At 57.7% G+C, this 19,780-nt stretch carries 20 protein-coding genes; 14 read left to right on the top strand and 6 right to left on the bottom strand.

What is annotated here, in order from left to right; translation table 11 throughout:
- The first annotated feature begins 123 nt into the window (after window positions 1–123).
- From QCE79_RS21310 to QCE79_RS21340, 7 genes are all read left to right on the top strand, one after another.
- Entirely contained in the window at window positions 124–1,074 is a 951-nt protein-coding gene (locus tag QCE79_RS21310; protein ID WP_244831297.1) for an ABC transporter substrate-binding protein, read from the top strand.
- Between the two features lie 80 nt (window positions 1,075–1,154).
- Entirely contained in the window at window positions 1,155–1,943 is a 789-nt protein-coding gene (locus tag QCE79_RS21315; RefSeq protein ID WP_309847713.1) for an ABC transporter ATP-binding protein, read from the top strand.
- Complete coding sequence (locus QCE79_RS21320; RefSeq protein WP_250467965.1) at window positions 1,940–2,698, top strand: ABC transporter permease; 759 nt, start codon at window positions 1,940–1,942, stop codon at window positions 2,696–2,698. Before QCE79_RS21315 ends, QCE79_RS21320 begins: the two co-directional genes overlap by 4 nt.
- The gene (locus QCE79_RS21325) at window positions 2,695–3,471 is read left to right on the top strand and encodes an ABC transporter permease (RefSeq protein WP_244831300.1); all 777 of its coding nucleotides are present in this window, start codon (window positions 2,695–2,697) and stop codon (window positions 3,469–3,471) included. Before QCE79_RS21320 ends, QCE79_RS21325 begins: the two co-directional genes overlap by 4 nt.
- A 2-nt stretch (window positions 3,472–3,473) precedes the next feature.
- A complete protein-coding gene (leuC, locus tag QCE79_RS21330) occupies window positions 3,474–4,892 on the top strand; it encodes a 3-isopropylmalate dehydratase large subunit (protein ID WP_309847717.1) in 1,419 nt (472 codons plus the stop codon).
- The gene (gene leuD / locus QCE79_RS21335; protein WP_309847719.1) at window positions 4,889–5,506 is read left to right on the top strand and encodes a 3-isopropylmalate dehydratase small subunit; all 618 of its coding nucleotides are present in this window, start codon (window positions 4,889–4,891) and stop codon (window positions 5,504–5,506) included. Before leuC ends, leuD begins: the two co-directional genes overlap by 4 nt.
- 35 nt (window positions 5,507–5,541) lie before the next feature.
- Complete coding sequence (locus tag QCE79_RS21340) at window positions 5,542–6,414, top strand: oxaloacetate decarboxylase (protein ID WP_244831303.1); 873 nt, start codon at window positions 5,542–5,544, stop codon at window positions 6,412–6,414.
- 15 nt (window positions 6,415–6,429) lie between these two features.
- Here the strand turns inward: QCE79_RS21340 and QCE79_RS21345 are convergent, their stop codons facing one another.
- Entirely contained in the window at window positions 6,430–7,806 is a 1,377-nt protein-coding gene (locus QCE79_RS21345) for a gluconate:H+ symporter (RefSeq protein ID WP_309847722.1), read from the bottom strand.
- A gap of 296 nt (window positions 7,807–8,102) precedes the next feature.
- Here QCE79_RS21345 and QCE79_RS21350 point away from each other — a divergent pair, with 296 nt between their 5' ends.
- Window positions 8,103–8,825, top strand: a complete 723-nt coding sequence (locus QCE79_RS21350) for a haloacid dehalogenase type II (RefSeq protein ID WP_309847724.1) — start codon at window positions 8,103–8,105, stop codon at window positions 8,823–8,825.
- 59 nt (window positions 8,826–8,884) lie between these two features.
- Here the strand turns inward: QCE79_RS21350 and QCE79_RS21355 are convergent, their stop codons facing one another.
- The 3 genes from QCE79_RS21355 to QCE79_RS21365 all read right to left on the bottom strand — a co-directional run bounded on the left by QCE79_RS21355 (window position 8,885) and on the right by QCE79_RS21365 (window position 11,182).
- Entirely contained in the window at window positions 8,885–9,178 is a 294-nt protein-coding gene (locus QCE79_RS21355) for a DUF1330 domain-containing protein (RefSeq protein ID WP_244831306.1), read from the bottom strand.
- Between the two features lie 119 nt (window positions 9,179–9,297).
- Window positions 9,298–10,179, bottom strand: a complete 882-nt coding sequence (locus QCE79_RS21360; RefSeq protein ID WP_244831307.1) for an oxaloacetate decarboxylase — start codon at window positions 10,177–10,179, stop codon at window positions 9,298–9,300.
- Window positions 10,180–10,267: 88 nt separating this feature from the next.
- Complete coding sequence (locus tag QCE79_RS21365) at window positions 10,268–11,182, bottom strand: LysR family transcriptional regulator (protein WP_250467971.1); 915 nt, start codon at window positions 11,180–11,182, stop codon at window positions 10,268–10,270.
- A gap of 112 nt (window positions 11,183–11,294) precedes the next feature.
- Between QCE79_RS21365 and QCE79_RS21370 the strand changes: the two genes are divergently transcribed.
- The 4 genes from QCE79_RS21370 (at window position 11,295) to QCE79_RS21385 (ending at window position 15,476) form a co-directional block, all read left to right on the top strand.
- Window positions 11,295–12,038, top strand: coding sequence for an SDR family NAD(P)-dependent oxidoreductase (locus tag QCE79_RS21370; RefSeq protein WP_309847728.1), 744 nt, complete (start codon window positions 11,295–11,297; stop codon window positions 12,036–12,038).
- Window positions 11,981–12,841, top strand: coding sequence for a TIM barrel protein (locus QCE79_RS21375; protein ID WP_309847730.1), 861 nt, complete (start codon window positions 11,981–11,983; stop codon window positions 12,839–12,841). Before QCE79_RS21370 ends, QCE79_RS21375 begins: the two co-directional genes overlap by 58 nt.
- 35 nt (window positions 12,842–12,876) lie before the next feature.
- On the top strand, window positions 12,877–14,232 hold the full coding sequence (locus QCE79_RS21380; RefSeq protein ID WP_309847733.1) for an MFS transporter: 1,356 nt from the start codon (window positions 12,877–12,879) through the stop codon (window positions 14,230–14,232).
- 65 nt (window positions 14,233–14,297) lie between these two features.
- Window positions 14,298–15,476 carry an alpha/beta fold hydrolase gene (locus QCE79_RS21385; RefSeq protein WP_309847735.1) on the top strand — a complete coding sequence of 393 codons (1,179 nt, stop codon included), beginning with the start codon at window positions 14,298–14,300 and terminating at the stop codon, window positions 15,474–15,476.
- A gap of 39 nt (window positions 15,477–15,515) precedes the next feature.
- Here the strand turns inward: QCE79_RS21385 and QCE79_RS21390 are convergent, their stop codons facing one another.
- Window positions 15,516–16,415, bottom strand: coding sequence for a phytanoyl-CoA dioxygenase family protein (locus tag QCE79_RS21390; protein ID WP_284503899.1), 900 nt, complete (start codon window positions 16,413–16,415; stop codon window positions 15,516–15,518).
- 410 nt (window positions 16,416–16,825) lie between these two features.
- Here QCE79_RS21390 and QCE79_RS21395 point away from each other — a divergent pair, with 410 nt between their 5' ends.
- Together QCE79_RS21395 and QCE79_RS21400 are read left to right on the top strand one after the other, a co-directional pair.
- On the top strand, window positions 16,826–17,086 hold the full coding sequence (locus QCE79_RS21395) for a hypothetical protein (RefSeq protein ID WP_309847738.1): 261 nt from the start codon (window positions 16,826–16,828) through the stop codon (window positions 17,084–17,086).
- Between the two features lie 62 nt (window positions 17,087–17,148).
- Window positions 17,149–18,336 carry an acyltransferase gene (locus QCE79_RS21400; RefSeq protein WP_309848256.1) on the top strand — a complete coding sequence of 396 codons (1,188 nt, stop codon included), beginning with the start codon at window positions 17,149–17,151 and terminating at the stop codon, window positions 18,334–18,336.
- Window positions 18,337–18,353: 17 nt separating this feature from the next.
- Here QCE79_RS21400 and QCE79_RS21405 read toward each other — a convergent pair whose 3' ends face one another.
- Complete coding sequence (locus QCE79_RS21405; protein ID WP_250510551.1) at window positions 18,354–19,739, bottom strand: sigma-54 dependent transcriptional regulator; 1,386 nt, start codon at window positions 19,737–19,739, stop codon at window positions 18,354–18,356.
- Between the last annotated feature and the right edge of the window lie 41 nt (window positions 19,740–19,780).

Here is a 19,780-nt window from a genome sequence, read left to right on the forward strand (position 1 = left end):
CTTAGTCAGGAACCTTAAAAACATAGTGCGGCCGCATGCGCCAAGCACGATGCGAGACCGCCCAACATGGATGGAGACGCCTACATGTCTGGAATACGGAGAATCGCCCGTAGTGTTCTTTTAATGTCTCTCGCTGCTGCGTCCGTTTGCGCGACGCATGTGCAGGCCGCGCCGCTTACCGTGACGCATTGGGGTGACGGCATGTATGGCGTGCCTTTTGCGGTCGCCATGGAAAAAGGCTTCTTCAAGGAAGCCAACGTGGACGTAACGGGCTTCATCACATCGGAAGGCGGCGGCACCACCGTGCGCAATGCGATGGCTTCCGAGATTCCTTATGGCGAGGTCGCCCTGCCGGCCGCTATTTCCGCAGTCAAACAAGGTGTCGACCTGACAATTGTGCATGGCGGCGTGCAGAGTCTCGCCGACCTTGTCTGGGTGGAACTAAAGAACGGCACCATCACCAACATCAAACAAATGAAGGGCAAGACTATCGGCTATAGCAGCCCGAAGTCGACTACGGATACGGTCGTGACGATTGCGTTAGACCGTGCAGGTCTCGCGGGCCAAGTGCAGCGCAAGCCGGTCGGTAGTTCTAGCGGTATGCTGACTTCGCTGCAACAAGGCGCTGTCGATGTCGCTTACATGACGGAGCCTTCCTATAGCGGGAAAAAAGATCAGTTGCGCATAGCTTTTCGCTCTTCCGATATCGTGCCTAACGAGACACAGACCGTGGGCATCGTGCGCACCGACTATCTCAAGTCGCATCCCGAGGTGATACGCGGAATTATCAATGCGCGTCGCAAGGCGGTGCAGTACATTGCCGCGCACCGTGAAGAATCGGCGCAGATTCTGGCGAAGCAATACAAGATGGACCCCGCTGTCGCGACGTCGGCGGTCAATAACGTGCTCGAGTCCGATCCGAAGTACTGGAGCGAAGGAAGCTTCGATCGCAAAGGCATGGAAGAAGTGCTCAAGGGCCTGATACTCGTCAAGGCCATTCCGGAAGGCCCGTTCGATTGGTCGAAGATCGTCGACGAGTCTCTGCTTCCCGCCGATCTGCAAACGAAAAAGTGAGGCACGCGATGAGCGTATTGTCACGTCGCACGCGAATTTCCGTTGTTTCCACAGACGCTGCGACACAGGCGGGGGATCGTGTGCAAGCGCGCGTGACCGATGTCACGCGCATTTATCCCGGCATTGCAGGCAAGCCTCCTTTTCATGCGCTCGGCCCCGTAAGTTTGGAATTGCGCGCGGGTGAATTCTTTTCGGTTGTCGGCCCTTCCGGTTGCGGTAAGTCCACTTTGCTGGATGTGCTCGCAGGCCTTAATCCCGCAAGCGGCGGCACTGTCGAATTCGAAGGGCATGCAGTGGGACGCGAGGTTCCAGATGGCGTGGCCGTCGTGTTTCAGGAAGACGCGAGCTTTCCATGGCTCAACGTCTTTGACAACGCAGCCTTTGCCGCGCGTCGCGCAGGCGTGGCAGAGAACGAAGTAAAGGCGCGCGTCGATCATGCATTGTCTTTCATGGGTCTCAAGTCTTTCGCGCGTGTTTATCCCGCGCAACTCTCAGGCGGAATGCGGCAACGCGTTTGCATTGCGCGCGCCATGGTCGTGCGTCCGCGTCTCATGTTGCTCGACGAACCATTCGGCGCATTAGATCAGCAGACACGTCTCCTCATGGGCGATGAGATGCTCAAGCTTTGGCGCGATACGGGAGCGACCATCATGCTCATTACGCATTCGATCGACGAAGCGGTGCTGCTGTCCGATCGCATTGGTGTGATGTCGGCGTGTCCGGGACGCTTCATATCGACCATTGAAACCGGCTGGCCACGTCTTCGCGACAGCAAGATCGCACTCGATGCGCGCTTCGGCGAACTGACCGCGCAAGTGTGGGGGCTGTTGCGCGAAGAGGCCATGAAAGCGCTAGGGAGCCAGTCATGAGCGTTGCCGCACGCTGGCGCGTGGGAATAGTCATCGGCTTCATTTTGTTGCTGGAGATAGCGACTCGTTTTGCATGGATCAATCCTGTCTCATTCATTCCGCCTTCGCGTATGGCGGTGAGCGCCTGGGACATTCTCGCGTCAGGGCAATACACCGTGGATATCGTGCAGACGCTTAGCAGCGCATTGCTGGCTGTCGCGCTTGCGGTGGTAGTGGGCTTTATCGGCGGCGTGTTGCTGTTCAGATTGCCGCGCGCAAGGCGTGTGCTGGACCCCTTGCTGCTTTCCTACTATGCGGTGCCCGTCTTCGTGCTGTATCCGATCTTGATCGTGATCTTCGGCTTGAACCGCTGGCCTCTGGTTGGCATCGGGTTTCTCTTTGCGGTCGTCGCCATGGCCGTAAATACTTTGAATGGTCTTGAACGTGTGCCTCGTGTGCTGTTGCGCACGGCGCGCGTATGCCGCTTAAATACGCTAGACGAGGTGCGCCTCATCACCTTGCCCGCGAGTCTTCCGTTCGTATTTACAGGCATTAAGCTCACCGTGGTCTACGCGTTCATCGCGGTGGTAGCGGGTGAATTCGTGTTGTCCGGGTCGGGCTTCGGTTATCAAATCGCATTCGCCTACAACGCGTTCGACAATTCGACGATGTACGGCCTCATGCTCCTGATGCTGATCTTCGTTGCCACGCTCAACGCCCTTTTACGCACAGCGGAAACGCGTCTCTATCGGCGCATCAGAAGGGAGGCCGCATGAGCACTGTCGTCGTCACGCATACGGCAAGGCCGCGACACACGCGGCGATGGATGGACGCGCTCGTGCTCGTCGTGGTGCTGGTCGGGCTTTGGCAAGGCGCAAGCGGGTGGCTTGGCCCCGATGTGCTGACCACGCCGCTGCATACCGTCCAACGTGCAATGCATATAGTCAGCGACCCGGATTTTCCGGAAAGCCTCTATGTCACATCGCTTGCCTTTGCTTCGGCGTTCGCCATCTCTGCCGTAGCAGGCGTTTTTCTCGGTCTGTTTCTTGGCGTGCGACGCTTGGCCGGTGAGGTGATGGAGCCGCTAATGATGGGCTTTTATTCCATTCCCAAGGTCACGCTTTATCCGGTCGTGCTGCTCGCTTGCGGTCTCGGGTTATGGGCCAAGATCGTATTCGGTGTGATACACGGGATCGTTCCGATTACGCTCTTCACCATGAACGCGGTAAAGAATATGCCGCCTATATACGCACGCGCGGCCCGCACTTACCGCATGAACCCGATGGATTTCGCGCGTCATGTGTTGCTGCCCGCATGCGTGCCTGAAGTCGTAGCGGGACTGCGCATCGGCTTTTCGCTTACCTTGCTTGGCACGCTTATCGGCGAGATGTTCGCGTCGCAAAGCGGTATCGGCCGCATGTTGATGATCGCCATGAACCGCAACGAAACGAGCACGATCATGGCGCTTGCGCTCATGCTTTTCGTGTTCGCCACACTGGTGAATCTCATGTTCCTCAAATGGCAGCGTCATCTCACGCATAGCGATTGATCATGCACACGCTCTTCGACAAGTTGTGGGACAGCCATACTATTTCCCATCTCGCAGGAGGCGCCGATCTGCTGCACGTGGATCGTCATCTGATGCACGAGCTCACCGGCGTGGAAGCGGTCCGCGTGCTTGAAAAGCGCGGCCTTGGCGTGGATAGTCCCGCGCTTACCTTCGCCACCGTCGATCATGTGATTTCGACGGCCCCAGGACGCCGCGCAGGCGATGCCGACTGGAGCACCGAGATGGTCGAATCGATGCGCACGCAGATGACGCATCACGCGATTCCCATCTTTGACATAGGCCAGGCAGGCCTTCAGGGCATCGTGCATGTGATCGGACCGGAGCTCGGCCTTTCTTTGCCAGGAACGTCCATCGTTTGCGCGGATAGTCATACATGCACGCATGGTGCAATGGGCGCGCTTGCCTTCGGTATCGGTTCGACGGAGGTCGTGCATGTGCTTGCGACGCAAACCATTCGACAGAAGCGCCCAAAGACGATGCGTGTGCGCTTCAATGGCAAGCTGCGCGAAGGCGTGACCGCGAAGGACATGATTCTGTATCTCATCGGAAAGATCGGCGCGGCTGGCGGCACGGGCTATGCCGTCGAATACGCGGGCGATGCGGTCGAAGCATTGAGCATGGAAGGCCGCCTCACACTGTGCAATCTAAGCATCGAGCTGGGGTCCAAGTTTGGCCTCGTCGCGCCCGATGAAATTACGTTCACTTATCTGCGCGACAAGCCTTATGCACCGCAAGGCGAGCAGTTCGACCAGGCTGTCGCCGACTGGAGGATGCTTGCAAGCGATTCGGAGGCACAGTTCGATCGCGAAATCGGTATCGATGCGTCGTCCATCGGCGTACAGGTCACGTGGGGCACGAGTCCCGAACACGTGATTGCGCTGGACGATGTCATACCCGACCCCGCATCGCTCGATGATGAATCGCGCCGTCATGCCGCCGAAAATGCGATCGACTACATGGGCGTGCGTGCCGGACAGCATCTGGATGAACTAAGCGTGGACCGCGTATTCATAGGCTCGTGTACGAATAGCCGCATCGAAGACTTGCGTGCGGCAGCACATGTGGTCGATGGTCAGCATGTCGCCAGCAACGTGAAGGCTTGGGTCGTGCCGGGATCGCTCACGGTGGCGCGTCAAGCCGAGCAGGAAGGGCTCGATGCGATCTTCCGTGCCGCTGGCTTCGAATGGCGCGAGCCGGGCTGTTCGATGTGCGTGGGCGCAAATGGCGACGTGGTTGGGCGTGGCGAACGTTGCGTATCGACCTCGAATCGCAATTTCATTGGCAGGCAAGGTCCCGGTGCGCGTACGCATCTGGCTAGCCCTGCAGTTGCCGCAGCTAGCGCCATTGCGGGGCATATCGCCGCGCCACGTGTGCGTCAAACGGAAGGGGCGTCGCAATGAAAGCGGTGACGATCATCTCCGGAGCAGCGGCTCCGCTCATGCGAGATAACGTCGATACGGATCTCATCATCCGCATCGAAAGAATTTCGCAACTCGTGCGCGGACAGTTGGGACCTTATCTGCTCGAGACCTTGCGTTATCGCGGCGACGGTCCGCAAAGTGGTGAACGTGAGGACTTCGTTCTCAATCAGCCCGCATTCAGAAGTGCATGCACAGTCCTCGGTGGTAGCAACTTCGGTTGTGGCAGCTCGCGCGAAATGGCGGTGTGGGCGCTTGAGGAAGCGGGCATTCGATGCGTCATCGCTTCATCGTTCGGCGACATCTTCTATAACAACTGTCTTCAGAACGGACTGCTTCCTGTGCGACTCGACGCTGCCGAGATCGAGCGCATAGCGGTTGCTGCTAGCGATGGAACGCCCATCGAGGTCGATCTCGGTGTGCTCGAAATTCGCGCCCATGGGTTGGAAACGATTCACTTCGAATTCGATCCGGCACAGCAGCGAGCGCTTCTGGAAGGACTCGACGAGATCGATCAGACGCGCCTTCTTGCAGATGATATTGCGCGCTTTCTTTTGAAGGATCGAAAAGCACGCAGTTGGGCTTACTTCGCTTGACACATCGACATCATTCAACTTGCCGGAGAATCATCTTGACCCGTTCAGCCCGTTTTCGCGAATTATTCAAAGAGGGCCCATTCGTTTGCATGGGCGCGCACGATGCGTTGACCGCGATGCTAGCGGAACAGGCCGGCGCCAAGTCGCTATACGTTAGCGGTTTCGTTGCATCCGGCGTGATTGCAGGGCAGGCGGATATCGGCGTACTCTCGCAGACGGAAATGTTCGAGCATATCCGCCGCATTTGCCGCGTGACGACGGTGCCCATATTCGCGGATGCAGATACAGGCTACGGCGGCATCCTCGACGTGCAGCGCACGATCCGTCTATGGGAAGAAGCGGGCGCATCGGTGCTGCATCTCGAGGATCAAGCATTGCCCAAGAAATGTGGACACTATGCGGGCAAGCAGCTCGTATCGAAAGACGAGATGGTGCTCAAGTTGCGCGCAATGATCGAGGCGCGCACCGATCCGGACTTCTTCATCGTGGCCCGTACGGATGCGATTGCAGTAACCGGAATCGACGATGCGATCGCGCGGCTCGAAGCCTACGCCGAAGCAGGCGCGGATGGCCTCTATGCCGATGCGCCCGAAAGCCTCGAACACATGCGCGAGCTCACGCGTCGTCTCAAGCCGTTAGGCAAGCCGATTCTTTTCAATCAGGCGCGAACGGGAAAGAGTCCGTTCGTCTCGATGAAAGAGGCCTACGAAATAGGCTTCGATTACACCCTCGCCCCAATCGAGTCGATGCTTGCCATGCATAAAGCTGTCAAGGAAGTCATGATCGACTTCATGCGCGAAGGCACGACAGATGCCATTGCAGACCGGCTCACGACCTTCGAGGAATACAACCGCTTTGTCGGGCTCGACAAAGCGATGGAAGTCGAGAAGCACTTTGCGACCTCGTAAAGATAAAAGCCATCGCTAGTTGAGCAGCGTCCACAAGGCGAGGGTCAGCACGAGTCCGACGACCGACACGATGGTCTGCAAGACCGACCAAACGGCTACCGTGCGCTTGAGCGTTAAGCCGAAATATTCGCGCACCATCCAGAAGCCCGCGTCGTTGACGTGACAGAAGAACACGGAGCCGGCGCCGATGGCAAGCGCCATCAACGAGTTGTGCGTGGCAGACAAGCCGATAACCACGGGCGCCACGATACCGGCTGTCGTCGTCGTGGCGACCGTTGCCGATCCGGTGGCTTGCCTGAGCGCCACTGCGATCAGCCACGCAAGCAAGACCAGCGGCAGATGCGCGCCCACGGCGATCTTGCCGATGGTCGTGCTGATGCCTGCGGCGACGAGTGTCTGCTTGAGTCCACCGCCTGCGCCGATGGTGAGCAGAAGCGCCGCGATTGGCGGCAGGCTCTTGCGCAAGATGCCGCCTACGCGATCGCGCGCCATGCCGCGCGACCAACCGAGCATCACGATGGCGAAGAGTACCGTTAGAGCAAGCGCAATCAACGGTTCGCCTACGAAGTCGAGCGTGTCGTAAAGCAGCGTGTCCTTGGTAAGCGCGAGCTTGGCGATAGTGCGGCCGAGCATCATCACGACGGGTAGAAGTATCGTGATAAGCGAGATTGCGAAGCCCGGTGTCGCTGCGCCATCCGCATGCTCGGTAAAGAGTTTGCCCATCTCTTCTGGCTCTTCGACGTGCATGCGCTTCGAAAGCCAGATGCCGTAGAGCGGACCCGCCAGAATCACGGCCGGCAGCGCAACGATCAAACCGAGCCCGAGCGTTAGTCCAAGATCTGCATGCAATGCGCTCACGGCAATGAGCGGCCCTGGATGCGGCGGTAATAATGCATGCAAAGTCGTCATGCCGGCGAGCGCGGGGATCGCGATGCGCAGGATCGGCTGCTTGGAGCGCCGTGCCATCACGAAGATGATCGGCACCATCATTACAAGGCCCACTTCGAAGAAGAGCGGCAGGCCCACGATGATCGCGACGAGCGCCATCATCCACGGCAGACTGCGGGGCGTGGAAAGATCGAGCAGGGTCGTCACCAACCGATCCGCTGCCCCCGACTCGGCCATCAGCGCACCGAGCATGGCGCCGAGCGCGATGATGATGCCGACATCGCCGAGCAACGCCCCCGCACCCTTGCTAAAGGCCTGCGCAATGGCTTCCAACGGTTGATGCGCAGCGAAACCGGCAACGAATGTACCCACTAGGATAGACAGGAACGGCGCGAGCTTGAGAACGCCGATTGAGAGGATGATGACCGCAAGGCCGAGCGCGCAGGCGATCAGAAGCTGAGTATCGTGGGCTGACCACGAAGCAAGAGTTGTCGTTGGGTTCACAGTGACTTTGTGCTGGCGCGCGGCGGCGGCATGCCGGAGCGCTTACGGTTTGCTTTCGTCCGCTCTTGAGCAGACGCGAGGCTTCGTCGTAATAGCATTTTTTTTCGCGATGGTCAAAATATGGCGTCGTCACGTTTTGCATTCGGTGTCTTGCATGATGCATGCAATCGACAGAATGCAGTTTCATTCAACGCGCTTTGGCCATACTGCGAACAGTCTTACGCGGTAGAACCAAGCGCAGGGAGCTGTGGCCTTGCTAGACTAGCTTTGAGAACTAAAGCCAACGGAGAAGTCTCGTGACCCAGCCCTTAGTAAAGGCTTTCGTATTCGACGTTTTCGGTACCGTGGTGGACTGGCGCGGCGGCATAGCGCGGGAAGCTGCGTCGTTTCTAAACGCTCTCGGTCAAGCGAACGCATCGCCGGAAGCGTTTGCCGATGCATGGCGCAGTCGCTATGCACCCGCAATGCAGAAAGTCCGCAGTGGCGAAAGACCGTTCGTAAGGCTGGATGTCTTGCATCGAGAAAATCTGGACGACGTGTTGCCCGAATTCGGCATCGACAAAGATGCCGTTCCAACGCATGTGCTCGATGAGTTGAATCTCGCGTGGCATCGTCTGGACCCTTGGCCCGATTCCATAAAAGGACTTGCGCGCCTCAAGACGCGCTACATCATTGCGCCGTTATCGAACGGCAATATCAAGTTAATGGTGGACATGGCGAAACACGGTGGTCTGCCATGGGATGCGATTCTCGGCGCGGAAACAGCGCAGGCTTATAAGCCAACGCCGCAGGCTTATCTGCGTGCGGTCGATGCGCTCATGCTCAAGCCTGAAGAGGTGTGCATGGCGGCGGCCCATAATAGCGATCTCGTCGCGGCAAGAGCGTGCGGTCTGAAGACTGCGTTTATCGCTCGGCCTTATGAGCACGGTGCGGGACAAACCACAGACCTCAAAGCAGAAAGCGATTGGGACTTCATCGTGAACGACTTGAACGAACTGGCTGATGCAGCCGGCGCTTGAATGGCGACTCAAGGCGATGACGAGGGGACGTCATCGCCTTTCGAACAAAGCGCAGGACGTTATTCAACGCCTTCGACAATGCGGAAATCACGCTCCACTGAATCGCCTAACGTAACGAGCGCGTCCTGATAGGTCTTGCTGTCGTAAGCGGCTTTAGCAGCATCGAGTGAGTCGAACTCGATGATTACCGTGCGTTCCTTAACGCCATCGCCCTGGATGAACGACGCCACGCCGCGCGCGAGAGGGCGTCCGCCGCCTTCCTTGATCGCAACCGTCGCCTGCTTCGCGTACTCCGCGGCCTGATCAGCGTTGATGATCTTGCGGTATGCGCTGACCCAATATCCCTTTGCCATCTCTATCTCCGTTTTGTTACCTGAGTGATTGAGCGCCGACTTCGTCACATGCGACTCGTCCGGGTCGAAGGCAGCATAGCAAACTCTCGCTTGAGGCATGCGAGCGCTAAGAGCAGCCTTTAATCGGCTGCGTATTTGCGGTCCAGCTCGTCGTACAGCGGCTTGTTCACGAGCCGCTGACGTTCCGAAAAAGGTGCAACTACGCCTGGATCTTCATCGAGACGGCCTTGTGTCTTTAGTGCCGACAACGCCGTCTGCATACCACGCACGGCGCCTTGCAGCGCAGCGTTGGCATAAAGGACGAGGCTAAAGCCAAGGCGCTCGAGGTCCTCTCGCGCTGTTACCGGCGTCTTTCCGCCGATGACGAGATTGATGAGTTGCGGCGCTTCGACGAGTTCGGTTAGCGAGGCAATTTGCTCTGGCGTCTCGATGGCCTCGATGAAAAGAATGTCGGCCCCGGCTTCGACAAATGCGCGCGCCCGCTCTATGGCGCGGTCGAAGCCTTCCACCGCGCAGGCATCCGTGCGTGCAATGATCTGGAAATTCGCGTCCTCGCGTGCGTCGACCGCGGCGTGGATCTTGCCGACCATTTCGCTGGTCGAGACCACGTTCTTACCCGCGAAATGGCCGCATTTCTTAGGCATCACCTGATCTTCGAGTTGAATGGCGTCCGCGCCCGCGCGCTCGAGCGTGCGTACGGTGTGGCGCACATTGAGTGCATTGCCGAAGCCGGTATCCGCATCGACGATGAGCGGAACATCGACGGCATCGCGAATACGAGAGGTATGTTCCGCGACTTCCGCGAGGCTGATGAAGCCAAGATCGGGCAGTCCTAGCGACATATTCGTAACGCCTGCGCCGGTTATATAAATTGCTTCGAAGCCGAGGTCGACGGCCACGCGTGCGCTCATCGCGTTGAAAGCGCCCGGTAACAGCAGTGCGCGGCGCGCGTTGACCAGTTCGCGAAAGGCGGCGCGGCGGCGAGAGGATGACGTGGTCATGGCTTGATTCCGTAAGTAAGAGATTTTTGCGTTTGGTTCATGTTAAAGCGTGCAGCGGTTTGGCGCTTGGCGTCAAGCGCGTCGTCGCTTAACCGGGAACACGCGCATCGGGAATGGCGCGGCCTAGGCGCTGCGCATTCTTATAGACTGCCTGCATGAATAGAACCGCGTTGCGCGATGGCGGCGCAAAGCGCGAATAAACGAAGCTTGCCGTCAAATGTATGTGTTCGCGTAGCGGGCGTATGGTGAGAGCTGTGCCTGCCGTGGCGAAATCATCGACGATGGTCACGCCGAGCCCGCCTTCGACGAGCGCCAGTGCCTGATCGGCGCGCATCACGTCGATCGTCGACTTGAGTTCGACGCCCGCTTGCTGGCACGTCTGTGCGATCACGGTTCCAAACGGAATGTCTCGCTTGAACAGCACCACGGGTTCGCTTACCAGATCGGCAAGCGACACGACCGATGCCGCTTCAAGTCTGTGCCCCCTTGGCAAGGCGCAAACCATGCTGCCGTACATGAACGAAACGTTTTCCAGATGTTCGTGCGTGACCGGCATTGCGGCAACGGCGACCTCTGCTTCCTTGCTCAAGATTTCCATCGGCATGTCCGCCATTAGTGTGGTCTGCCAGCCTACGGTCAGTGCAGGCAGCTTGGCCTTGATATCGACGAGCGCGGGAGCCACGACGCTCATTGCGAGCGATGCACTGCAAGTGACGCGCAAAAGGCTCGACGGCCCTAGCGAAAGCGCGCGCGCGAATTCATCCACGCGCACGGCAGCCTGATAAACCTGCTCGATTTCCCTGAATAACGCATGTGCCTCGGCCGTGGGAATGAGGCGGCTCTTGGAGCGCTCGAATAGGCGCAGGTCCAATGTCGTCTCGATGTGAGACACGAGCTTGCTCACCGCAGGCTGCGATACGTAGAGCAACTTGGCTGCCGCGTTGATGGAGCCTGTGAGCATGACCGCACGAAAGACTTCCATATGGCGGAGTTTGAAGCGCATCGGTTCGCCGTACAGCTTAACTAAAAGTTATAGCTTAAAGGAAATTCAGCATACGACAAAGCCAGCGTTTGTCCTTAGTATCGGTTCGAGTGATTTCTATCGCAAAGGGACCATGAACAAACTGGATTTGCAGGACCGTGTATGTGTCATCACCGGCGGCTCTGGTGGTATCGGATATGCGATTGCTGAGCGCTTCGTTGCGTCGGGTGCGAAGGTCGTGCTTTGGGATATCGACAGCGAGGCTGCCTTTTCCAAGGCCGAGCAGGCTCACGCGGCTTTCGCTTCTCAAGTAGATGTGACGAATGCCGCCAGTGTAGCCAACGCGGCGCAGGAAGCACACAAGCGCTTAGGATCAATCGATGTGTTGATCAACGCTGCGGGTATCAATGGAGATATCGGTCCAGTAGAGACATATTCGATCGACGCATGGCGGCGCGTACTCGACATCAATCTTACGGGCGTTTTTATTTGTTGCCGCGAAGTGCTGCCTTACCTGCGTCGCGCGCGGCATGGACGTATCGTGAGTCTGTCGTCGGTCGGGGGCAAGGAGGGCAACCCGAACCAGGGTGCTTATGGCGCGTCGAAGGCAGGCGTGATCGCATTGACGAAGTCGCTTGGCAAGGAGCTCGCGGATACCGAGATTCGCGTCAACTGCGTGACGCCCGCGGCAATCGAATCCGACATGCTGCGCGGCATGACCGAGGATGCACGCAACTTCGTGCTCGCCAAGATTCCGCTAGGACGCGCGGGCCGTCCAGACGAAGTTGCGTCGATGGTGACATGGCTCGCCACGGAGGAATGCTCGTTTTCCACCGGCGCGGCGTTCGATTTGACGGGTGGAAGGGCAACGTATTGATGAAACCTCTGTCGCTCGCTCATCTCACGGTACTGGACGTAGGTCCTCCAGATCTTATCGAACTGGCGGCGAGCGCTGGCTTTCGAGCAATCAGCATTCGTCTTTGCTCACCCGTGCACGGCGGTATCGAGTATCCATTGCTTGCGAGGTCACCTGAATTGCGTTCGACCAAGCGCTTGCTGCATGAGCTCGACGTGAAGGTGACCGATATCGAAGTGATTACTCTTGCGGCCAACACTTCCATTGGTGACTATGAAAACACATTCGAGGCAGGCGCGGAACTTGGAGCACACCGTGCATGCGTGAATATCGACGATACCGACCGCGCACGCGTCATCGATCGCTTCAGCGCATTATGCGATCTCGCGGCGCCATTCGGTTTGTCGCTCGATGTCGAGTTCATGCTATGGCGTCCTGTCGCGCGTCTAGCCGATGCTGTGAACATCGTGCTGTCCTCTGGTAAGCCCAATGCGTTTGTTCTGATAGACGCGCTTCATCTCATTCGTTCAGGCGGAACGGTGGAAGAGGTCGCGGCGCTTGATCCGCAAATCATCGGCAGCGTTCAGCTTTGTGATGCGCCAATGGCGTCTCCCGCTGACATCGTTGCAGAGGCACGTGGAGATCGGTTGTTGCCCGGGGAAGGGGAGTTGCCCTTACGCGCGCTGCTTGCCGTGTTGCCCGATAACCTTCCGCTAGCAGTCGAAGTGCCGCTTAAGCGCGAAACCAATCCGCTTAAACGCGCGATACTCGTACAACATGCTAGTCAAAGCCTTCTTGAGACGAGCGCTCGCGTAACACGATAGAAGCTTCGACTTCCATAAAAAAACACGGAGACAATATGACGACAGAAACGATTGGTCGAACCTCGGAGACGACATCATCGAGCGTGTCAGGCGGCAAGCATGCCAGAAAGGCCGCAATCGCGGCGTGGATCGGCAGCGCGCTCGAATACTACGACTTCTTTATCTACGGCACTGTCGCCGCGCTCGTCTTTCCAAAGATATTCTTCCCGCCCGGCGACATGACCGCCGCGACGCTTGCATCGATGGCGACCTTTGGCGTGGCTTATGCCGCACGTCCTTTAGGCTCGTTCCTCATGGGCCACTACGGTGACAGGCTCGGCAGAAAGGTCGTGATGGTCGGCACCTTGCTCTTGATGGGGCTCTCGACGTTCTTAGTGGGATGCTTGCCGACTTATCAGACCGCGGGACTGCTCTCACCTGCGCTACTCGTGTTGATGCGAATCTTGCAGGGCATCTCCGCAGCAGGGGAACAAGCCGGGGCAAATTCAATGTCGTTCGAGCACGCGCCAGCGCATCGTCGGGGTTATTACACGAGTTGGACTTTAAGCGGGACGCAGGGCGGTCAGGTGCTTGCGCCCGCTGTAGTCTTGCCGCTTGCGGCTTTGTTACCTGAAGACCAATTGCTGTCGTGGGGCTGGCGCTTGCCTTTCTGGTTGAGTGTGGCGGTGGTGATCGTCGGCTTTATCGTGCGTAGCCGACTCGAAGAGACGCCCGCCTTCGAAAGCGAAGCCTCGCATGGCGAGGTGCCGAATATGCCGCTCAAGACGCTGCTTACGGGTTATCGCAAGGAATTGCTACAGGTTTTCTTTGCCGCGCTCATTGCGTCTATAGGCACGACGTTCGCCGTGTTTGCGCTTTCGTTTTCGCGCGCACAGGCGCAACCCATCAGCACTTCGGTCATGCTGTGGACGGCTATCGTCGCTAACTTCATCGCGGTCTTCACCATTCCGTTATGGGCCACGCTATCCGACCGTATCGGCCGACGACCTGTATTTATCGCGGGAAACTTGCTGTGCGCAGTTAGCGTCGTGATCTTTTTGTGGTCGATCACGACGGGGAGCAATGCGCTCGTCTTTGCAGCGGGAGTAGTGCTCGGCGGCTTCGCTTATAGCATCACGAATGCCGTGTGGCCGGCGACATACGCGGAACGCTTTCCGACGCAAGTCCGCCTTTCCGGCATGGCGATCGGCACGCAGTTTGGCTTCGCCGTGGCCGGGTTTGCGCCGCTAGTGGAATCCGCGCTCATAGGTAAATACAATACGGCGTCGTGGGTCATGCCGGCTGCATTCGCGGTGCTGGTGTGTCTGTTGTCCGCAGTGTCCATCTTTTCTATGCGGGAAACTTATGACGTTCCGCTCGAGCAGCTCGGCAAACGTAATTCGATCCTCTAGCGCTGACGCCAACGCAGCCCTCGCGGCATGAAGCATAATGGCTCCGAACTCGACAGGAGCCATGCATGACCGAAACGTTGAAGGATCTGCCTTTGCCCGATGGCATCCGCTCACGTCTGATCGACAACGGCAATGGCCTCTCCATGCACGTGCTGGAAGCAGGTTTCGAAACGCCGGGCAGACCATGCATCGTGCTCTTGCATGGCTTTCCGGAGCTTGCTTTTAGCTGGCGCAAGGTGATGCCGGCGCTTGCCAATGGCGGCTATCATGTCGTCGCGCCCGATCAGCGCGGCTACGGGCGTACCACGGGCGCGGCTGCTATGTTCAATACGGATCTCGACGACTTCAATTTTCCAAATCTCGTGCGGGACGTGCTTGGGCTTATAAGTGCCTTGGGCTATCACAGCGTGGCAGCGGTCATCGGCCATGATTTTGGTTCGCCCGTAGCAGCTTGGTGCGCGTTGATCAGGCCGGATGTCTTCAGGTCGGTGGTCATGCTTAGCGCGCCGTTTGCGGGGCCGCCGACATTTCCATTTGGCACCGCATCGGAACATGCGCTGCATGAGGCGGGCGATACGGCATTGAACGAGATGGCCACTGTCTTGGCGGCGCTAGACGCGCTCGACCCGCCCCGTAAGCACTATCAATGGTATTACTCGGGTGCCGATGCGAATGAAGACATGTGGCACGCGCCGCAAGGCATGGCCGCATTACTGCGCGCTTATTTTCACGTGAAGAGTGCGGACTGGCCGGAAAATCATCCTCATCCTTTAGCGGCGTTGAGCGCGGAAGAACTCGCTACGTTGCCGACTTACTATGTGATGGAGAAAGATAAGAGCATGCATGAGACGGTCGCACCGCATATGCCTTCGGAGGAGCAGATCGCATCATGCGCATGGATGCCGGAACGCGATCTCGACGTCTATGCGGGGGAATATTCGCGCACCGGTTTTCAAGGCGGGCTTAACTGGTATCGCTGCGCGACTAGCGACGCTCACACGGCCGCGCTTAAGACATGGTCAGGCAGCACGATAGACGTGCCTGCATGTTTCATTGCTGGAAGTAGCGACTGGGGCGTGTATCAGCGGCCTGGCCAATACGAAGCGATGCGCATGCGCGCATGCAGCAATTTCCGCGCGGTGCATATGATTGAAGGTGCCGGGCATTGGGTGCAGCAAGAACAGCCGGTCACGGTGGCTAACCGAATTCTGCGATTTCTCAGGCAGGACGCGTTCGGCTTTTAGACTGCCGCACGCGTCCTCTTTCCCTGATGCTTCTAATACTCAACCGGCGGTGCGCTTACCCTTGATAAGACGCGCTACGCGTTCGGCGCCGAGCCGCCATTCATAAGGATTCGTGTAGTCGAACTCGCGCACCTTGCGGGACAAATATGGCCAAAAGCTGTCTCGCGTCCTGGAGTCGTTCACACGCGCCTGCCGTGAGAGACGGCGATTGTCGTTCCAGGGAAAGCTGCGGACTTCTTTCGATGCCCGTCGCGGCAAGCCAAACACCATCGAATACGCATAACGCGGTGCATCCGAATGATTCGGACCCGCGAAATGCAGCGTACGTCCCGCATGAATGGTGCAGTCGCCGAGTTCGAGCGGACAAACGACCGCCTCGCCAGCATTGAAGCCCGTGACGCATTCAAGGCCATGCGTGCTCGGATCGCCGCCAATGGGGCCATGCGGAAGCACGGGTCCAATATGCGAGCCGGCGATGAACTGCATGCACCCGTTGGTCAGCGACACCGGCTGCAAGGGGAACCAGAAGTTCACCTCTCGATGTTCGATGCGCGGGTCGGTGAATGCTTCATCCTGATGCCAGGGTGTCACGGCCTCGGTATGAGCGGGCTTATGAAAAAAGCTGTCGCTCACGAAGCGTGCCTTGGGGCCGAGCAGTTGCATGGCGACACGTTGCACGCGCCGATTCAGCTCACTCTCCATGAGGCTTCGCTCGAAATGCGACGGACCATGCAATTGCGCGAGCTTAGGCTTGTCCGGACCCTCACCTTCCGGATAAAAGTCGAACAGCATGCCTTGCTTGAATCCCGCCTTTTCGCGCAGCAGGCGGTCGCCAATTGTACGCAAGGTCTTAATTTCCGCATGCTCCGCAACTTTCTCAAGACGAAGAAATCCGTCCTTCCAAAAGCCCTCGCATTGCGCTTGGGATAACGATGTCATCTCCCTTGTCGCCCCGCTCAAAGAAAGAAATGCATATCACTGGAATAAAGCTTCAACAGTGAAACAGCACACAAAACAGCGTTCTGTACGGTCTCGCACAAAGCGCCCCCATGGCCCTCGACGTCTGGCTGAATTTGCCGACTTTAATTTTTTGAAGTCTTTAGCACGCAGCACACGGTTGAACTTTACGCGAAAGGTGCTTTCACCTTTGTTCGCTGCCGCTTACTGAGGGAACAACAAGCGATACCAAATTGAGGCTAATCTTGAAGAAATTGCTAGCAATCGCGCCGAGGTCCATCAAATGTGCTAGCCGCCAACCTTAGTCTAAGCGGTGGAGCATACATCATGCTTTCATTCGTTGGCGCGTTACAGGCACTTTCAACGCACCCATCTGGCGGATTCGAGCGGCATTGGCGGACAAAGCCTGGCTGAAAGCGGCAATCAGCAAGCAACATTTCCCGCTTAAACGTTTTACTGTCAAGCGGTTGCAACGATTTAATCGCGATGTAATCTCGATGATTTTTTTAGTATCGTTGCGAATCGCAGACATGCCGCTAAGACATATTCAACTCGAACAATTTTCCGCCAACAACGACACCGGCCACATTTACGCAAAGGTGTTTCGGCATGTATCGAATTGCGCGCGCTGGAGAAATCAGGGAACTCGTTGAAGTCATCTATGTCCACGCACCTCGCGGCTGTGAAGGCCGCTATGCATGCAAGGAGGATATCGATGCAGCAAGGACGCGTTGCCGCACTCGACGCTGGTCGTGCGCTCGCGATTGTCGGGGTTGTCGCAGTACATCTATCGTTTCAGTTCCCCAATCTGCCGGAAGCGGTGACGCTGCTGACGCACATGGGGCAGTACGGCGTGCAGTTGTTCTTCGTCATCAGCGCAATCACGATCTTCATGACCCTCGAGATGGACCATGCGCGATGTGTCGACGCGCGCCACGTCGCGCTACGCTTTTATATCAAGCGCTTTTTTCGCATCGCTCCGCTTTACTATGCGGCCATCGTCATTTACGGCCTTATCAGTTACGGGGCGACGCGCTCCGGTTACGAACACGCCTGGGTGCTCGGCGTGCATGGTCCGGTCGATATCCTCCTCAACATGCTTTTCCTGCATGCGCTCTCGCCAACGGCCATCAATAACGTGGTCCCGGGAGGATGGTCTATTGGCGTCGAAATGCTCTTCTACTTGATTGCACCGCTATTGTTTTTCCTGGCGATGAATCGCAAGCGTCTGCTCCTCGCCACCGTAATACTGCTAGCGCTTTCCTTTGCCATTACATCGATGAGCGAATGCCACGGCGTGCTAGATTGCGATGTGACAAACAACTCGTACAGTTACTTCTGGCCGCCCGTGCAGGGACCGTGCTTCATCGTTGGCATGTGGGCGTGGTATGCCTTTCGGTCGCACTTGACGGGCGACGAAAGAGTGACGCGACTTAAGTCTTACCTCTACGCTTCGCTGGCGCTTGGCTTTGCCATCGTGACCGCGATGCTCGGCGTATGGCTCGCTAAAGCTCATGCTCTCGCACCGTTGTTCGCGGCATGTAGCGCCGTAGCTTTCCTGCTGTTCGTTTGCACGCGCAGCGCGCACAAAGCAAGTACGCGGCCTATCATGCGCAAGACACAAAGTCTGTCGATGATCCGCCGCTGTGCCGCCGCGTTAGGCCGTGAGAGCTACGGCATTTATCTTTGGCATTTCATTTGTGTCTACGTGACCTTCCATTTCTTTGAGGGAAGGTTCAAGGAGACAAGCAACGAGACAGCCTTGGCGCTATACGGCGCCACGCTGACGGCGGTGCTGGCGGCGTCGTATGCGTTGTCGAGATTATCGGATCGAGCGATTCAGGGCCGCGCGACGCGGCTCTCGCAGCACTTACTGGCAGCGCTCGACCGACACTTTAATTAGTCATCGCCTCGTGCGTCTTAAGCGCTCGATGCCTCAAGCGTGCGATCTGCTTTAGCGCGCAGACCATAAGCCGTCAACATACGATAAAGCGTGACTCGCGAAATGCCCAGCTCATCGGCCGCTTCACCCAGGCGGCCGCGATGACGCAAGAGTGCGACTTCAATGGCTTGCCGCTCTGCGGCTTCGCGTGCTTGCGCAAGCGTCGTCGGCGCAGCTTCGGCGTATTCGCCGAGTTCGAGATCGCTAGCGAGAATCTGACGTCCTTCCGCCATGACAATGGCGCGACGCACGCGATTGATCAATTCACGCACATTGCCCGGCCAGCCGTAATTGTGAAGCGCCGCGATGGCGCACGGCGAAAAGCCACGCAAGCGTCGGCTCGCATCTTTTCTATAGCGATCGAGCATATGATTGGCGAGCAGTTCGATATCCTTGCCGCGTACGCGCAAAGGGGGCTCGTCGATCTGCAAGACGCACAAACGGTGGTATAGGTCCGCGCGAAAACGGCCTTCGATCATCGCGGTTTGCATATCGACGTGCGTGGCCGAAATGATGCGCACATCCACGTCCGTAGAGGTCTGGCCGCCAAGACGTTCAATTTTGCGTTCTTGAAGAAAGCGCAAGAGACTCGCTTGACTCTCGAGCGGCAGATCGCCGATTTCATCGAGAAAGAGCGTACCGCCATCCGCGGCTTCCACACGGCCGATCTTGCGTTGATTTGCGCCCGTAAATGCGCCGCGCTCGTAGCCGAACAATTCGGATTGAAGCAGATGCGGTGGTATGGCGCCGCAGTTGATTGCGACGAATGGTTGATCGCGACGTACCGAGCGTTCATGAATTGCAACCGCCGTTAATTCCTTGCCGGTGCCTGATTCGCCGGAAATGAACACTGGTGCATCCGTCATGGCGACTTTGCGGATTGATCGATAAAGCGCCTGCATGGCGTCACATGAACCGACCATGCTGCCTTCCTTGCCATCGTCCTTACGCGACTCGTTGCCGGTCGCGCTGCTTGCCGTATCGTGCAAGGCGACCATGCCATACGCATGACCGACTGCATCGACTATGCGATCCGCCGATGAAGGCACGGTCACGTAATCGAAGCAGAAGTCGCGGATAAGCCGACAGATCTCGGGATTCTCGACATGCTCGGCGTCGACCGTTGCAACCCAGCCAATCTGGCAGAGTGCAAGCAATTCGGCAACAACGGCCGTATCTTTTGCGAGCCCGCGTTTAGTCAGGTCGACAATGCCGGCGGCAGCGCGCTTGCCATGACGGGCGGCTTTAGGTGGCTTGGCGGGATCGATTTGCTCAATCGTCCAGCCGCGAGCATGCAAACGCTCGGAAAGTTCTTCCGATACGGTGCGCCCGGCATAATAAAGCGTCCTGTTTTCCCCGTGCATGGCTTTTCTCATCTTATTTGTATATGCCGCTAGTATGCGCT

Source organism: Caballeronia sp. LZ003 (assembly GCF_031451465.1).
Taxonomy (GTDB): Bacteria; Pseudomonadota; Gammaproteobacteria; order Burkholderiales; family Burkholderiaceae; genus Caballeronia.

What these genes read in the sequence shown, in the direction of transcription:
- QCE79_RS21370 (WP_309847728.1), top strand. Translation starts at nt 11,295, where the DNA reads ATGAACAAACTGGATTTGCAGGACCGTGTATGTGTCATCACCGGCGGC.
- QCE79_RS21390 (WP_284503899.1), bottom strand. Translation starts at nt 16,415, where the DNA reads ATGACATCGTTATCCCAAGCGCAATGCGAGGGCTTTTGGAAGGACGGA.
- QCE79_RS21405 (WP_250510551.1), bottom strand. Translation starts at nt 19,739, where the DNA reads ATGCACGGGGAAAACAGGACGCTTTATTATGCCGGGCGCACCGTATCG.
- QCE79_RS21360 (WP_244831307.1), bottom strand. Translation starts at nt 10,179, where the DNA reads ATGACCACGTCATCCTCTCGCCGCCGCGCCGCCTTTCGCGAACTGGTC.
- QCE79_RS21375 (WP_309847730.1), top strand. Translation starts at nt 11,981, where the DNA reads ATGCTCGTTTTCCACCGGCGCGGCGTTCGATTTGACGGGTGGAAGGGC.
- QCE79_RS21385 (WP_309847735.1), top strand. Translation starts at nt 14,298, where the DNA reads ATGACCGAAACGTTGAAGGATCTGCCTTTGCCCGATGGCATCCGCTCA.
- QCE79_RS21380 (WP_309847733.1), top strand. Translation starts at nt 12,877, where the DNA reads ATGACGACAGAAACGATTGGTCGAACCTCGGAGACGACATCATCGAGC.
- QCE79_RS21355 (WP_244831306.1), bottom strand. Translation starts at nt 9,178, where the DNA reads ATGGCAAAGGGATATTGGGTCAGCGCATACCGCAAGATCATCAACGCT.
- QCE79_RS21400 (WP_309848256.1), top strand. Translation starts at nt 17,149, where the DNA reads ATGCAGCAAGGACGCGTTGCCGCACTCGACGCTGGTCGTGCGCTCGCG.
- QCE79_RS21365 (WP_250467971.1), bottom strand. Translation starts at nt 11,182, where the DNA reads ATGCGCTTCAAACTCCGCCATATGGAAGTCTTTCGTGCGGTCATGCTC.
- leuC (WP_309847717.1), top strand. Translation starts at nt 3,474, where the DNA reads ATGCACACGCTCTTCGACAAGTTGTGGGACAGCCATACTATTTCCCAT.
- QCE79_RS21310 (WP_244831297.1), top strand. Translation starts at nt 124, where the DNA reads ATGTCTCTCGCTGCTGCGTCCGTTTGCGCGACGCATGTGCAGGCCGCG.
- QCE79_RS21325 (WP_244831300.1), top strand. Translation starts at nt 2,695, where the DNA reads ATGAGCACTGTCGTCGTCACGCATACGGCAAGGCCGCGACACACGCGG.
- QCE79_RS21320 (WP_250467965.1), top strand. Translation starts at nt 1,940, where the DNA reads ATGAGCGTTGCCGCACGCTGGCGCGTGGGAATAGTCATCGGCTTCATT.
- leuD (WP_309847719.1), top strand. Translation starts at nt 4,889, where the DNA reads ATGAAAGCGGTGACGATCATCTCCGGAGCAGCGGCTCCGCTCATGCGA.